At 70.5% G+C, this 14317-nt stretch carries 14 protein-coding genes; 6 read left to right on the forward strand and 8 right to left on the reverse strand.

What is annotated here, in order from left to right; genetic code table 11:
* Positions 1-36: 36 nt before the first annotated feature.
* From GV015_RS08285 to GV015_RS08310, 6 genes are all read right to left on the reverse strand, one after another.
* Positions 37-708 carry a class F sortase gene (locus tag GV015_RS08285; protein WP_159877864.1) on the reverse strand — a complete coding sequence of 224 codons (672 nt, stop codon included), beginning with the start codon at positions 706-708 and terminating at the stop codon, positions 37-39.
* On the reverse strand, positions 705-1889 hold the full coding sequence (locus GV015_RS08290) for a glycosyl hydrolase family 8 (protein WP_159877866.1): 1185 nt from the start codon (positions 1887-1889) through the stop codon (positions 705-707). The genes GV015_RS08285 and GV015_RS08290 overlap by 4 nt, the downstream gene beginning before the upstream one ends.
* 2 nt (positions 1890-1891) lie before the next feature.
* On the reverse strand, positions 1892-2740 hold the full coding sequence (locus GV015_RS08295) for a DUF4397 domain-containing protein (protein WP_159877868.1): 849 nt from the start codon (positions 2738-2740) through the stop codon (positions 1892-1894).
* An 80-nt stretch (positions 2741-2820) separates the two neighbouring features.
* The gene (locus tag GV015_RS08300) at positions 2821-4851 is read right to left on the reverse strand and encodes a glycosyltransferase family 39 protein (protein WP_159877870.1); all 2031 of its coding nucleotides are present in this window, start codon (positions 4849-4851) and stop codon (positions 2821-2823) included.
* Positions 4848-6368 carry a glycosyltransferase family 2 protein gene (locus GV015_RS08305; RefSeq protein WP_236555375.1) on the reverse strand — a complete coding sequence of 507 codons (1521 nt, stop codon included), beginning with the start codon at positions 6366-6368 and terminating at the stop codon, positions 4848-4850. Before GV015_RS08305 ends, GV015_RS08300 begins: the two co-directional genes overlap by 4 nt.
* On the reverse strand, positions 6368-7033 hold the full coding sequence (locus tag GV015_RS08310) for a GtrA family protein (protein ID WP_159877872.1): 666 nt from the start codon (positions 7031-7033) through the stop codon (positions 6368-6370). The genes GV015_RS08305 and GV015_RS08310 overlap by 1 nt, the downstream gene beginning before the upstream one ends.
* A 296-nt stretch (positions 7034-7329) precedes the next feature.
* Between GV015_RS08310 and GV015_RS08315 the strand changes: the two genes are divergently transcribed.
* From GV015_RS08315 to GV015_RS08330, 4 genes are all read left to right on the forward strand, one after another.
* On the forward strand, positions 7330-7692 hold the full coding sequence (locus tag GV015_RS08315) for a hypothetical protein (RefSeq protein WP_079705204.1): 363 nt from the start codon (positions 7330-7332) through the stop codon (positions 7690-7692).
* On the forward strand, positions 7689-8522 hold the full coding sequence (locus GV015_RS08320) for an SDR family NAD(P)-dependent oxidoreductase (RefSeq protein WP_159877874.1): 834 nt from the start codon (positions 7689-7691) through the stop codon (positions 8520-8522). Before GV015_RS08315 ends, GV015_RS08320 begins: the two co-directional genes overlap by 4 nt.
* A gap of 71 nt (positions 8523-8593) precedes the next feature.
* Positions 8594-8767 (forward strand): hypothetical protein, encoded by a 174-nt coding sequence (locus GV015_RS08325; protein ID WP_159877876.1) that lies wholly within the window; start codon positions 8594-8596, stop codon positions 8765-8767.
* Between the two features lie 112 nt (positions 8768-8879).
* Complete coding sequence (locus GV015_RS08330) at positions 8880-9869, forward strand: SDR family oxidoreductase (RefSeq protein ID WP_159877878.1); 990 nt, start codon at positions 8880-8882, stop codon at positions 9867-9869.
* 103 nt (positions 9870-9972) lie between these two features.
* On the opposite strand, the gene GV015_RS08335 is transcribed toward GV015_RS08330, so the two are convergent.
* The gene (locus GV015_RS08335; RefSeq protein WP_201299377.1) at positions 9973-11577 is read right to left on the reverse strand and encodes an AMP-binding protein; all 1605 of its coding nucleotides are present in this window, start codon (positions 11575-11577) and stop codon (positions 9973-9975) included.
* 72 nt (positions 11578-11649) lie between these two features.
* On the opposite strand from GV015_RS08335, the gene GV015_RS08340 reads away from it, so the two are divergent.
* Positions 11650-12552 carry a hypothetical protein gene (locus GV015_RS08340; protein ID WP_124768774.1) on the forward strand — a complete coding sequence of 301 codons (903 nt, stop codon included), beginning with the start codon at positions 11650-11652 and terminating at the stop codon, positions 12550-12552.
* Positions 12553-12554: 2 nt separating this feature from the next.
* Entirely contained in the window at positions 12555-13247 is a 693-nt protein-coding gene (locus tag GV015_RS08345) for a TMEM175 family protein (RefSeq protein WP_159877880.1), read from the forward strand.
* A gap of 232 nt (positions 13248-13479) precedes the next feature.
* Here GV015_RS08345 and GV015_RS08350 read toward each other — a convergent pair whose 3' ends face one another.
* Complete coding sequence (locus GV015_RS08350; protein WP_138946489.1) at positions 13480-14253, reverse strand: DNA-formamidopyrimidine glycosylase family protein; 774 nt, start codon at positions 14251-14253, stop codon at positions 13480-13482.
* Positions 14254-14317 lie beyond the last annotated feature (64 nt).

The raw sequence follows: 14317 nt of genomic DNA on the forward strand, positions 1-14317 counted from the left end.
CGGCCCCTCGACAGGAGCCAGGGGTGGGGAGCGGCGCTACGGGGTCGTGCCGACGAGCGATGCGAAGACGACGTAGTTGTTCGCGTAGGTGTCCGCGGCGTCGTCGAAGGGTCCGTTGCAGGTGATGAGCCGGAGCTGCGCGTCGGGCGTCGGCCCGTAGACCTCCTCGGTGGGGAAGGTCTTCTTCTCGACGTCGATGGCGCGGTCCACCGCGTAGGTGGCGGTCGAGCCGTCGGACATCGTGACCGTCACCTGGTCGCCCGCCACGAGCTGCTTGAGGTGGACGAACACCGCCTCACGGAGGGTCGTGTCGAGGTGACCGGCGATGACCGCGGGCCCCACCTGACCGGGCAGGACGCCGGCGCGGTACCACCCGGCGTCCTCCCACTCGACCGGCGGCAGGAGGACACCGGACGCATCGCGCTCGAGCGGTTCGACCGCCGCGTCGACCCCGATCGACGGGATCTGCACCCGGCTCACGCTCAGCGCGCTGACATCGGCGGCCGGCGCCTGGGCGACCGGGTCCTGCTTCGCACCGGCGGCGCCACGGTCGGTCGCCTCCGAGGAGGTGATGGGCCCGTCGGCGGCGTTCGGCGAGGTCGGCGTCTGCCCGGCGTGCGTCGTGGCGCAGCCCGAGAGGGCGAGCGCCGTGAGGAGTGCTCCGGCCGCGGCGAGCGTGCCGATCGTCCGGCGGTGTGCGCGGATCATGAGGTGGCTCCTTCGGTGAGCGGCGGGCACCCGTCCAGCTCACCGGTCGTGAGCATCATGGGCGCGAGGGCTGCCCAGGCGGCGCCGAAGTAACTCGGCACCTCCTGCGCGAGTTCGTCGGCGGCTCGGAGGTCGTCCGCCGACTCCGGCAGGTTGCCCACGGCGGCACGCGCGGCCGCTCGGGCCTGGAGGGCGAGCGGGTGCACGTCCGAGGTCAGCGGTGATCCGCCGAGGTCGGTCTCCGCCCGCAGCTCCTTCGACCGCGCGAGGGTCGAGGCGAGGCGGGCGGCCGTCGCCTGGTCGGCGGTGTCGCAGGACTCGGCGTAGCGGATCGGGAGCCGGGCCGCGTCGTAGCCGTAGCGGACGCTCTGCCCGGTCCCTGCCGCGCCGGGCATGGCATCGACGGAGCCGTCGGCGTGCACCTGGGCCCAGTCCGGCGGCAGCGGGCTCTCGTCGAGCAGGGTGGTGGTGACCGCTGCGGAACCCGCCTGCAGTTCGGCCCACCGCGGGTCACCCGTCGCCGCACCCAGCACCGAGAAGGCGACGGGGGAGGCGTAGGACGGGTTGTACGCGTAGGGCTCGGTCGCTGCGGCCCAGACACCGGGCAGGAGGATCCGGCCCGCGGCGGTCTCGGCGGTCATGCGGTCCGCGATCACACCGGCAAGCGTGACGCCGGCCTCGGTGAACCGCGGCTCGTCGAAGCGGGTACCGGCGATGACGAGGGCGCGGGCGGCGTCGAGGTCCGCATCGCTGGCGGGTTCGTCGTCGACGACCTCGCCGTCGCTCCATCGCCAGGCGAGCAGTCCGTCGGGGCGCTGCAGGTGCTGCTCGGTCCAGTCCCAGATCTCGGTGAAGGACTGCTCGTCCCCGACCCCGGCCGCGACGAGCAGTCCGTAGGCCTGCCCTTCGCTGACCGTGTCGTCACCCTGGTCCCGGCGCACGACGCGGCCATCGTCGACCCAGTCGGCGAGGAACGCGTCGGCGGCCTCGGTGGTGGTCCGGTCCGTGACCGTCGAGGTCGGGCCAGGCTGTCCGTCAGTGTCGGCGGAGCCGGGAGACGCAGCTGTCGGACCCTGGAGGAGGTTCGCCGGGAACCCGGTCGCCAGGGAGGCGATCACGGCGGTCGCGGTGACCGCGGCGACCGCGGTCGCGGCGATGCCGATCGTCTTCTTGGCGCTCATGGTCAGCTCACCGCCGTCCCGAGGTCGCGCACGAGCCTGGCGAGCTTCGCGTCGAGGTCGTCGAGGACACCCCGCAGCGTCGACGACTCCTTGGCGAGTCCACCGCCACCGGTCTCCACCGGACCCTCGGGAGCGTCACCCGCCGCTGAGCTGTCGAGGACGGGCATGAGGGTGACGCCACCTGCGGCGTTGTCGAGCACGAAGAGCGTGCTCACCGTGCCGGGCGCGAGGTTCACGGAGGCTTCGGCCGCCTGCTTGCCGCCGGTCAGCTCGAGATCCCACGGGCCGGCGGGGACGCTCGCGTAGTCGGTCGCTGTGCCGGTGGTGGCGCCCTTCGCAATGGGCATGCCGGTCGAGGTGCTGACGTCGACGCTCTTCACATCGGTCGACGCCTGGATCAGCCGGATGCGCGCCGCACCCTCGGCCGGACCGGTGAGGTCGTCCTCGAACACCTTCGTCTGCAGGTCCTTGTTGGGACCGTAGGCGGCGACGGTGGCCGCTTCCCCGGCCGTGATGGTCACGTTGGTGCTGATGACCGGCTTCGTGCTGTCGGGAGCCCCGGCGGGCACCATCGACACCACGTAGGTGCCGGCGGCGAGGTCGGTGTAGGGGGAGACCTGGCCGTAGGCGACGTCGTCGAGTTCGAACACGGTCGCGCCGCCGGAGAGCGCCGACAGCTTCACGTCGACGGTCTTGGTGTCGGCCGAGAGGTGCCCGACGCGGATCCAGCCGGTGCCGGCGGCATCGGTAGTGGCGGCGCTCGCGGCGGTGGTGCCGAAGCCGATGAGTGCTGCCGTCGCGACGGCGGCGAGGCCGCTGAGGGCGAGTCGCCTCGTGGTGGTGGTTCGCATGGTGGAACTCCTGTTCTTCGGGTGGTTCGGGGGTTCGGGTGGTTCTGGCGTCCGGCTCGAGCCGGTGCTCGGGACGGTGGTCAGCGGACGACGTCGGGTTCGACGACCGAGTAGGTGACCCGCACGCCGGCCGCCGTCTGCTCGACACGGTCGGCCGCGTAGTCGCCCTGGATCGAGCGGATGGAGTCGGCCAGACGACTGTCGCCCGCCGCGGTGCCGGTGCGGAGCACCATCGTCCGTCGCACGTCGCCTGTCTCACCGTCGAGCACCGGGGTGCTCTCGATCCGGACCGGCGTGGTGGCGAGCACCTGTCCGAGGGCGAGCAGGGCGCGGGAGTCGAGCTGGCCGTCGCTCACGGTCTGCGCGGCCTCCGCCGAGACGCTGAGCGAGGGGTTCAGCAGGAGCTGCGCGCCGAGCGCCGCCCGAGCCGCCGTTCGTCCGGCAGCCTGCTCGGCTGCTGCGTCGAGACCGTCGGCGTCGATGCGGCGGACCTCGACGGCCTGCGTCCCGGAGCCGAAGGTCGCGACGAGCTCGGAGTTGTCGATCGCACCCTTCACCTCGGGGAAGGTGGTCGGGAAGGTCCGCATCGAGTCGGTCGTGACGATGTAGTCGGCGTCGCGCCAGCCGTTGGGCGACTGAGCCTGGACGGCGGAGTCGGTGTCCATCTTGTAGTACCAGATGACGTTGTCGCGATCGAAGCCGCTCTCGACGAGGTCGACCCACATCGCGTCGTCGACGATCACGCGGGACTCCTTCGGCACATTGGTCTGGACCCACTGCTGAGCCTGCCGGACCGGCTTGTCGAGGTCGGCGAGGAGGAAGCCGCGGAGCTGGGTCGCCGTGTTCGGGACGGCGACGACGGCTGCCGCGAGCACGGCGGCGACCCAGACGGCTCCGGCCGCGCGTCCGCCGAGAAGACGACGGCGCGGTGCACCGGCCTCGACGGTCGAGCGGCGACGGAACTGTCGGATGGCCGCGCCGGTCACGCCCATGATGAGGATCGTCATGAACGGCAGCAGCATGATGACGTACGGCACCGGCAGGTAGCCGCCTGGGCGCAGCATGAAGAGGCCGAGGAAGACGGTCATCGCGGCGATGACACGCAGTCGCGAGATGAAGAGCCCGGCGACGGCGGCCACCGCTCCGGCGACGAGGAGGGCCGCGTCCAACTGCCACCACATGCCGAGGGTCTTCGCCGACAGGCTCTCCGGGTCGAACAGCGACCCGCTCGCGACGCGGGATCCGAGCTGGAAGAAGACGCCGCCGAGGAGGCTCACCCGGTCAGGGCCGGGAATGAGCTCGCCCTTGATGGCGGCGAAGAGCACGTACGTGAAGCCGATGACGACGACGATCGTCGCGGCGACCGGCAGCGTGTACCGGCGGGTCTCCTTCCGAGCGGCCCGCCACATCGTCCAGGCGAGGAACGGCAGGGCGAGTAGGAAGGTCTCCTTGCTCAGCACGGCGATGCCGAATGCGGCTGCGGAACCCGCGAAGCCGACGAGCTGGTGCTTGCGGCTCGTCGCGAGGATGAAGGCACCGAGGAGCCAGGGCACCGCGACGTTGTCGAGGTAGACGGTGCGGTGGAACTGCACGGCGAGCGGCGAGATAGCGAACACGAGTGCGGCGACGGCGGCCATGGCCCGGCTGAGGTGCAGGCGGCGGGCGAGGACCCACACGAGCACGACGGCGATGAGCGTCGCGACCAGCATGGCCTCACGTGCCGCGACCACGGCGATGTCGTAGCGGTCGAACGCGCCGGTCAGCCCCGTGTAGGCCGCGATCTGCAGCCAGCCGAGCGGTGGGTGGTCGTACCAGTAGGTGTAGTGGGCGAGTTCGCCGAGCTTCAGCACGCTCCACGCCTGGGCGGTGTAGGTGCCCTCGTCGTCGATGCGCTGCGGGGATCCGCCCAGGTTCATGGCCTGCACGACGGCGGCGATGGCGAGCACGGGCAGGAGGAACGCCAGGGTGCGACCGTGGCGCGAGAGCCAGCGGCGCACGACGCCGGGGCCTCGCTGTGCCGGTGGCCCTGAGGTGAGCCAGCCGAGGCGGTCGCTCTCCAGGTGGAGCTCTGGTCGGCCGGGGGCGGCCGGTCGTTCGAGGATGCCGGTCATCGGGTTGCTCCGTTCTGGAGGACGAGCTCGGGTGCGCGGTTGGGCAGGTCGACGGAGACGGGAGCGGCCTCGGTGGCCTCGGCGACCTCCTCGCTGCGGTGGGCGCCGGTGTGCTCCGTCTTCTCCCAGGAGTGGTCGCCCTTCCACTCGCGGAAGACGGAACGGACGGCGGCCAGGCCGAGGAAGATCTGGTACGGGAAGGTGCCGAGGATCAGCCGGGCGTAGTCGCGGAGGCGGACCTTCTGGCCGTAGAGGCGGCCGAACTCACCGAGCCCGGAGGCCTCCACCGCGAGGGTGACGATCGTCGGCGCGAGCGGGATGAAGGTGAGGAGCGCGATCGGCGCGGGGACCTTCGCGAACAGCACCAGCAGGACCGAGACGGGGATGAGGAGGCCGGTCGCCGCCTGGAGGAACGGCATCGACAGCAGGTAGCGGGCGAACATGCGCTGACGGAACGTCGGCAGCTTGCGCCATTCGCCCTTCTTCAGGACCTGCAGGAACCCCTGGTTCCAGCGCGTGCGCTGCTTGTAGAGCGACTGCAGGGTGCCCGGCGTCTCCTCGCGGGTGACGACCTCCGGGCTGTAGGCCACGACGACCGTCGCGCCGGCGCTCGAGAGTCGGACGCCGAGCTCGCAGTCCTCGGCGAGGCAGCCGTCGTCCCAGCCTTCCGACCAGTCGAGCCAGGTCTTCTTCACGAACACCGTGTTGCCGCCGAGCGGGATGAAGCGGGAGTTCGCGTGGAAGTGCAGGCGCGACCGGAACCAGAAGTAGTACTCGAGCACGTTCCGGAGCGACCACCAGCTCGACTGGAAGTTCATGAGCTGCACGCCGCCCTGGACGACGTCGGCGCCGCTCTCGGTGAAGCGGGAGTCCACGAGCGTGAGCAGGCGCGGATGCACCTCGTCCTCGGCGTCGAACACGCCCACGACGTCGCCACGAGCGATCTGCAGCGCCCGGTTGAGGGCCTTGGGCTTGTTCTTCGGCACGCTGTCGTCGACGACTACTTTGATGAGGTCGGGGTGCCGGGCGGCGGCCTCCCGGACGACGCGCTCGGTCCCCGGGTCGTCGTGGCCCACGATCGCGATGATCTCGAAGTCGGGGTGGTCCTGTTCGGCGAGGCGGTCGAGGGTCTGACCCATGACCTCCTCCTCATGCCGACCGGGGACGAGCAGAGTGAAGGAGTGCTTGGCGGGCAGCGGGACCGCGGCGAACCCCGTGTTCTTCAGGTGGCCGGTCGACCGCCAGGCGTGGAGCATCCAGTAGAGCGTGGTGACGGCGATGATCGTCAGCGCGGCGGCGAACAGCAGCATGGTGCCGTAGCCGAGCCACTCACCGATGCTCCAGGAGCCGGGGTCGGCCGCCGACGCCGGGTCCACCAGGGTGCCGCGGTTCGGCAGCGGTTCCGTGGGTGCCGCGGGCTGCGGGGTCAGCAGGGGAGCGGGCTCGTCCGCGGCGGCGAACGGGCGGGCGGGGATGAGCGCGAGCGCTCCGAGCAGCGGTGCGAGTGCGGGTGCCATCAGGATAGGCCTCCAGAGGTCGGCAGTGCGTGGGTCGGTGCGGATCGACGAGGGGTCGTGGTGCGCGGTGCGGCGGCGGGTGCCGATGCGGCCGGGCTCGAAACGGAAGTTTCCTGCGGCGTCGTGCTCCGACGGCGATCGGTCGCCGACTCGGCGGGTCGGAAGACGACGAAGCGGTAGGCGAGGAAGCGGAACACCATGCCGAGGACGAGTCCGACGCCGTTGCCCGCGATGTTGTCTGCGAGCGGCGTGGTGTAGCCGAGGACGTAGTGCGAGACGAAGAGACACCCCGCGGCGATCCCGAGGCCCAGGACGTTCATGAGCGCGAAGAGGGCGCCCTCCTTCCACACCGCGCGGCGGTGCTCGGTCCGGAACGTCAGCGCCCGGTTGCCGAGCCACGCGACGATCGTGGCGACGGCGACGGAGATCACCTTGGCGCCGATCGGCTTGTCGTCGAGCACGGTGAACCGGAGGAGGTTGTACACGCCGACGTCCACGACGAACGCGGTGCCACCGACGAGGCCGAAGGTGACCAGCTGGGAGACGAGCTTGGGGAGACGCAACGGCTGGCGTGCACGGCGGGGACGCGTTCCCGGAGCGACGGATCGTTCGGGGACGGACGGCTGGCTCGGGTGCACGACGGAAGATTCGGGCTTCACGGTCATGCACGCCGTTCGGGGGCAGCGCGAACCGCGGTTTGGTCGATTCCGCCGCCGCCCAGGGCTTTGCCAGGTTCACGAAACAGGGTTGAAATCCCTTGATTTTCCGCGGAAGTTGACGTACTCGCGAGGGCACGGGGGACAACACCGCGGCCCCCTGAACTGGGCCTCCGCCCGCCCGTCAACCGGCACGACGGCGATCCTTCGGTCGCCTACGATGGGGGCAACGCCCGGTGTGCTCGGGCGTCGTGATGCCCTGATTCGAGGGTGCGCGAGACGACCGGCACAGAGGGAGACATCTGGTGGGAAAGCTGATCTACGGGAGTTCATCGCGAGAACTCGAACTCGACGACCGGATGCTCGCGCACGTGAAGTCGATCGCGGTCATGAAGCTGCGGCGCAACGAGTCCTTCACGATCTCCTGGCCGCGTTCGCTCGAGACCGGTGGCGGACGCGTGACGATCTGGGTGCACCCGTCGATCTCGTTGCAGTTCGAGTTCGACCAGGAGGAGCGTCCGGAGCTCAACCGCAGCTGGCTCGAGTCGATGATGCAGGATGCCAACAAGACCGGCGACCTCGCCATCGGACGTGAGGTCCCCGACATCGACCAGCGGGCGCGCCCGACCAACGTCAGCGAACCCCGCCCCCGGAAGTCCTCCGCGTGAGCGACCGGGTGATCGTCCTCACCGGCGCCAGCGACGGCATCGGTGCTGCGGCCGCGAAGGCGTTGACGGACGCGGGCGAGCAGGTCGTGGTGGTCGGGCGGTCCCCGGAGAAGACCGCGGCCGTCGCGCAGCGGATCGGGGCTGCCTCGTTCATCTCCGACTTCGCCGAACTGGCGCAGGTGCGGCTCCTCGCCGAACAGCTCCTCGAGCGGTACCCGCGGATCGACGTCCTCGCCAACAACGCCGGCGGGATCTTCGGCGCCGACCGCCGGGTCACGGCCGACGGCCACGAACAGACGTTCCAGATCAACTACCTGGCACCCGCGCTCCTCACCCACCTCCTGCTGGACCGCCTCGTCGAGTCCGAGGCGACGGTCATCAACACCTCGAGCGTCGCCAACCGCCTGTTCGGGAAGCTCGACCTCGACGACCTGGACGCTGAACGCTCCTACTCGCCCACGCGTGCCTATGGCAACGCGAAGCTGGCGCAGATCCTCTTCACGAAGGAGCTCGACCGCCGGTACGGCCCGCGCGGACTGTCCGCCGCGGCGTTCCACCCGGGGGTCATCTCGACGAACTTCTCCAGCGCGCCCGACGGCGCGATGCGGTTCCTGTATGCGAACCCGCTCGGTCGTCGCCTGCTGAACACCCCCGAGGAGGGCGCCGACACCCTCTTCTGGCTCGCCGAGAGTCAGCCGGGCCTCGACTGGACCTCGGGCGGCTACTTCGTGAAGCGGAAGCCCGCACGCACCAACAAGCTCGCCGACGACGTCGCCCTGGCCCGCGGGCTCTGGGAACGGACCGAGGAGCTGCTCGCCGAGCACCGCTGAGCGGTCCCGTCGGCCCGTCTCAGTGGCTCCCGCGTCGCCGTTTGGTGGTGACGGGAGCCTAGGCTGGTGGAATGCGATGGAACGAGTGGACGACGGCGCTCGTCGTCGCCGGGGTCCTCGCGCTCGCCGCGCTGCTGATGCTCCTGGTCCTCGGACCCGAGGCACCGGTCGTGTGGGGACTCGTCTCCGGGGTGCTGCTCGCCCTCGTCGTCGGTGCCATGGCGTTCGTCAAGCGCAAGCGCTGACCCAGTCCGGGTAGACCTCTCCCGGTCACTGAGCTTGTCGAAGTGCCAGAAGGGACCTCCCTATCCTGTCCAGGCCTGGGCGAGTCGGGCGGCGGTGCGCGAGGATGGAGCAATGACGACGAAGCGCATCCTGTTCATCGGCGGCAGCGGCATCATCTCCTCGGCGTCGGTCGCCAGAGCGGTGTCGCTCGGCCATGACGTCACCGTCCTGAACCGCGGCCTGTCCCACGTCCGCCCCCTCCCCGAGGAGGTCGAGCTCCTCCGCGCGGACGTGCGCGACACCGACGCGGTGACCGAGACGCTCGGCTCGCGCGAGTTCGACGTCGTGGCGCAGTTCACCGCGTTCACGCCACCGCAGGTGCAGGCGGACATCGACCGCTTCGCCGGTCGGATCGGCCAGTACGTGTTCATCAGCTCCGCGTCGGCCTACCAGAAGCCGCCACAGCGCCTGCCCGTCGTGGAGTCGACGCCGCTCCGGAACCCGTTCTCCCAGTACGCGCGCGACAAGATCTCCTGCGAGGACGTCCTCGTCCACGCCTACCGCGAGCAGGGGTTCCCGGCCACGATCGTGCGCCCGTCACACACCTACGACCGGACGCTCATCCCCACGATGGGACGGCGCACCGACCTCGACCGCATGCGCGCGGGCAAGCCGGTGGTCGTCCACGGCGACGGGACGACCCTCTGGACCATCACCCACACCGAGGACTTCGCGGTCGGGTTCGTCGGCCTGCTGGGTCGCCGCGACGTGCTCGGGGAGGCCTTCCACATCACGGGCGATCACGCACCGAGCTGGAACGACATCACCCGGTGGATCGCGGAGGCGGCCGGCGTGGAGGCCGACATCGTGCACGTGCCGTCCGACGTCATCGCGGAGGTCCACCCACCGCTCGGGCCGACGCTCCTCGGCGATAAGGCGTTCCCGATGGTCTTCGACAACACCCGCATCCGCAGTCTCGTCCCGGAGTTCCGGCCCGCCATCCCGTTCTGGGACGGCGCGGTGGAGATGGTCGCGTTCCACGACGCGAACCCGCACTGGCAGCCGGCCGAGCCGGAGCTCGACGCGGCCTTCGACCGGATGGTCGCCGCCGTCGGTCACTGACCTGCCCTCGATCCTGACCGGCCTTCGGTCCCGAGCGGCCTTCGGTCCCTGAGCTTGTCGAAGGGCGCCCTTCGACACTTCGACAGGCTCAGTGCGGCGCAGCTCAGGAACCGGCGGGGGTGGCCTCCGCGGCCCGGAGGTCCTTCCGGAGGATCTTGCCCGAGGCGGATTTCGGGATGGCGTCGACGAACGCCACGCGCCGGATCTTCTTGTGCGGGGCGACGCGCTCCGTGACCCACGCCATGAGCGCCTCGGCGGTGACGTCCTGGCCCGGTTGCAGGACCACGAACGCTTTCGGCACCTCTTGGCCCTCGTCGTCGAGCACCCCGATGACGGCCGCGTCGGCGATCGCCGGGTGGCCGAGCAGCAGCGCCTCGAGCTCCGCCGGGGCCACCTGATAGCCGTGGTACTTGATGAGCTCCTTCAACCGCTCGATGATGCGCACGGTGCCGTCGCCGCGGACGGTCGCGATGTCGCCGGTGTGGAGGAAGCCGTCGTCCTCGAGGGTCTCGCGAGTGGCCTCCTCGTTGCCGAGGTACCCGAGCATGACGTTCGGCCCGGCGCAGAGCAGCTCGCCCGCCGCGCTCTCCTCGTCCGAGCCCTCGGCCGGGTAGTCCACCTCGGCGCCGGTCTCCGGATCGACGATCCGGCACTGCATGTTCGGGAGGGTCGTGCCGACGCTGTCGAGGGACGCCCCCTCGGCCTGGAACGCGATCGCGTGGCTGACCGGGCTGAGTTCGGTCATGCCGTAGCCCTGTCGCATCCGACAGCCGAGACGCTCCTCGACCGCCCGCCCGAGCGTCGCGTCCAGGGGCGCGGCGCCGGAGAAGATCGTGTGGACGCTCGAGAGGTCGAACTCGTCGACGAGCGGGTGCTTCGCGAGCGCCACCGCGATCGGCGGGGCGATGAACACGTAGCTGCAGCGGAAGTCCTGGATGATCCGGAGGAACTCCGCCAGGTCGAACCGCGGCATGGTCACGAGCGAGGCGCGCCGCGACAGCGCGAGGTTGAGGAGCACCGTCATGCCGTAGATGTGGAAGAACGGCAGGACCGCGAGGATCCGGTCGTCGGCGACCATGCCGAGCTGCGGGATGGACTGCTGCACGTTCGCGACGAGGTTCCGGTGCGAGAGCATCACGCCCTTCGGCCGACCCGTCGTGCCGGAGGAGTAGGGCAGCACCGCCACGTGTGTGGCCGGGTCGAACGAGACGTCCGGTGCGGGGAGGCGGCGCAGGAGGAGGTCGCTCAGCGACGCGTGCCCCTCCGCACCGTCGAGGACGACGACGCGGTCGGAGGGGATGCCGCAGGCGCTCGCCGCAGCCCAGGCCTGGGGGAGCAGTGGGGAGACGGTGAACAGCATCGTCGCGCCGGCGTCGCGCAGCTGCGCCTCGATCTCCTCGGCGTTGTAGAGGCCGTTCACCGTCGTCGCCGTCGCGCCCGCGCGCAGGATGCCGTGGAACACGGTCGCGAAGGCGGGGACGTTCGGCGCGTGGAGGGCGACGACGTCGCCGACCCCGATGCCGGCCGCCGCGAGGGCGCCGGCGAGGGCGTTGATCTGGCCGATGAGCTGTCGGTAGCTCGTCTCGGCGCCGGTCGTGCCGTCGCGGAGGGCGATGCGGTCGAGGTCGCTCGGGGCGATGCCGCCGAACAAGGTGTCGTAGACGCTCAGGTCGGGGATCTCGACGTCGGGATGCGGGCTGGTGAACACGAGTGATCTCCTTCGAACACCGGTGATGGTGGAGTGAGTCTATCCACGCCGGGTGCTCGTTAGGCTGAACCCGTGAACGCGTCCCGCCCCATCCTCGGTCTCCTGCTCGACGTCGACGGCCCCATCGCCAGTCCGATCACTCGGACGATCAACCTCCCGAGCATCGCGCAGGACCTCGCGACGCTCGCGAACGCCGGGGTCCCGATCGCCTTCAACACCGGGCGGAGCGACGCGTTCCTCCGCGAGGTGGTGGTCCCACCGCTCCTGGCCGCCGGGCTCGCGGACGACGTCCGGCTCTACGGTATCTGCGAGAAGGGCGCCGTGTGGTTCGGGTTCTCGGCGGCGGGGGTCGACGAGCTGAGCCTCGATCAGGACGTCGCCATGCCGGAGGGGTACGGCGACGTCATCGAGCGCCTCGTCGACGAGCGGTACGCCGAGACGGTGTTCTTCGACCACACCAAGCGAGCGATGGTCTCGGTCGAGCAGCACGTCGAGGTGCCGGCAGCGGACTACGCGGTCGTGCGGAAGCACTTCGACGACGATGCCCGGGCCGAGCTCGCCCGTCGCGGGTTCGGGGTCGAGCACGCCCCCGGCCGTTACCCGGACGACGCCGGGCTCGTGCAGTACCGCATCGACCCCACGATCATCTCCACCGACATCGAGTCGGTCCGGCTCGGCAAGGACCTCGGCGCCGAGCGCGCGCTCGAACTCCTCGAGGCCGACGGCGGTGCGCTCCCGCTCGCCTGGCGCACGGTCGGCGACTCCCGGAGCGACTACGCGATGGCTGACTGGTTGTTCGAGCACGGGTTCGAGGTCGCGCACGTGGACGTCCGCCCCGCCGACGGCGTGCCCGAGAAGCCCTACCCGGTGCTGACCCACCCGACGCTCATCCACGACGAGGCGGGCGCGGCCTTCCTGGCCCGCTGGGTCGCCATGGTGCAGGGGACCGCGACCGACGACGCCGACGTGAGCTGACCATGGCGGGAGACGGGGAGGGTCGGACGGCTGGCCGCGGACGCGGCGTCACGACGGAACGCGGCCTGGACCGCGTCGTCAACTTCAGCGACGCGGTCGTCGCCATCGCGATCACCCTCATCATCCTGCCGCTCGTCGACGTGGCCCAGGAGTCGGGCGGCGGCCCGGTCTCCGAGTTCCTGGGCGAGAACGCCTCCGGGCTCGCGGCGGCGGCCCTGAGCTTCGTCGTCATCGCCAGCTTCTGGCGCGACCACCACCGACTGTTCGAACGCACCGTGAGCTATTCACGGCGGCTCGTGTCGTTGAACTTCATCTGGCTGGCGGGCATCGTGTTCCTGCCGCTCCCGACGGTCCTCATCGTCGACGCGGCCGGATCGGACCGCGGTGCCGCGATGCTCTACATCGCGACCATGCTCGTCTCGATGGTGGCCGTCCGGCTGCAGCAGATGGTGATCGTGCGCGACGGTCTGCTCAGCGAGGAGGCGGCGGCGATGCCGCAGCGCCCGTGGTGGCTCGTGTGGGCGCCGACGGCACTCATGCTCCTCGCCTTCGTGCTCGCGGCCCTGGTGCCGGGCGTGGGCACTCAGGCTCTCTTCCTCCTGCTGCTGTCGATCCCGCTGTCGTGGGTCGGCGGGAGGCGGCACCGGGTCGCCCCTTCGACAGGCTCAGGGACCGGGGAACCTTCCGGTCCCTGAGCTTGTCGAAGGGTGGGGTGAGTCGGGTGGGGCTGCACTTCGACAAGCTCAGTGACCGGTGGTGGTGGCTCTCGGGGACCGGTGGTGGTGGCTCTCGGGGACCGGTGACCTTCTGGTTCGTGGACATATTCCGCTCCCTGAGCTTGTCGAAGGGTGGGGTGCGTCGGGTGGGGCTGCACTTCGACAAGCTCAGTGACCGGTGGTGGTGGCTCAGTGGCCGCCGGTGGTCGGGTCAGGTCTGGCAGTGGGGACACCAGTAGGTGTCGCGGAGCGCGGTGGGGTCGGCACCGAGTTTGCCCCGCTGGATCCGGGTGCCGCAGCGCAGGCAGCGTTGACCGTCGCGTGAGTACACCCAGGTCTTCCGGCCGGGCCTCGTGTCGCCCGTCGTGACGCGGTTGCGGCGGTCGCGATTGGCGTTGATGAGCCGGTAGCCGAGGCGTACGGCGCCCGGCAGGTCGACCTCGGCGGTGGGCCTCGTCGGGAGGACGCCACGGATGAAGCACAGCTCGTTGACGTACTCGTTGCCGAGCCCCGCGAGGTTGCGCTGGTCGAGCAGGGCGACGTGGATCTCGCGGCCGTCGGCCTCGAGGTTGTGGATGGCACGCTCCTCGTCCCAGTCCGGACCGAGGAGATCGGGACCGAGCCAGCCGAAGCGCTCCTCGTCCTCGCGGGAGGGGAAGACCTCGACGAGACCGAGTTCGAACCCGACCGTCACCCAGTGCTGCGTCGACACGATCGCGCGGGCCTTCCACGCCGGCCGCCGCCAGTGCTCGCCCGGCTGGTAGACGTGCCACAACCCCTCCATCTTGAGATGCGTGTGGAGCGTGTGGTCGCCGATGTGGTGCAGGAGGTGCTTGCCACGCGGGATGACGTCGTGGACGACGTCGCCCCGCAGGTCGACGGTCGCGAAGGCGGGTACCCGCAGGTCGAAGCCGGTGACGACCTCGCCGGCGAGCGCCTGCCGCAACCGGTGCGCGGCTTGGAAGACCGTGTCACCCTCTGGCATGAACCGCTCCGTCCGTTCCGGCTACGGTGCCACCGGCAGGGTGTCCGGCGCAACCCGTGGCGGG

It is taken from the genome of Plantibacter sp. T3 (assembly GCF_902506515.1).
Classification (GTDB): domain Bacteria; phylum Actinomycetota; class Actinomycetes; order Actinomycetales; family Microbacteriaceae; genus Plantibacter; species Plantibacter auratus.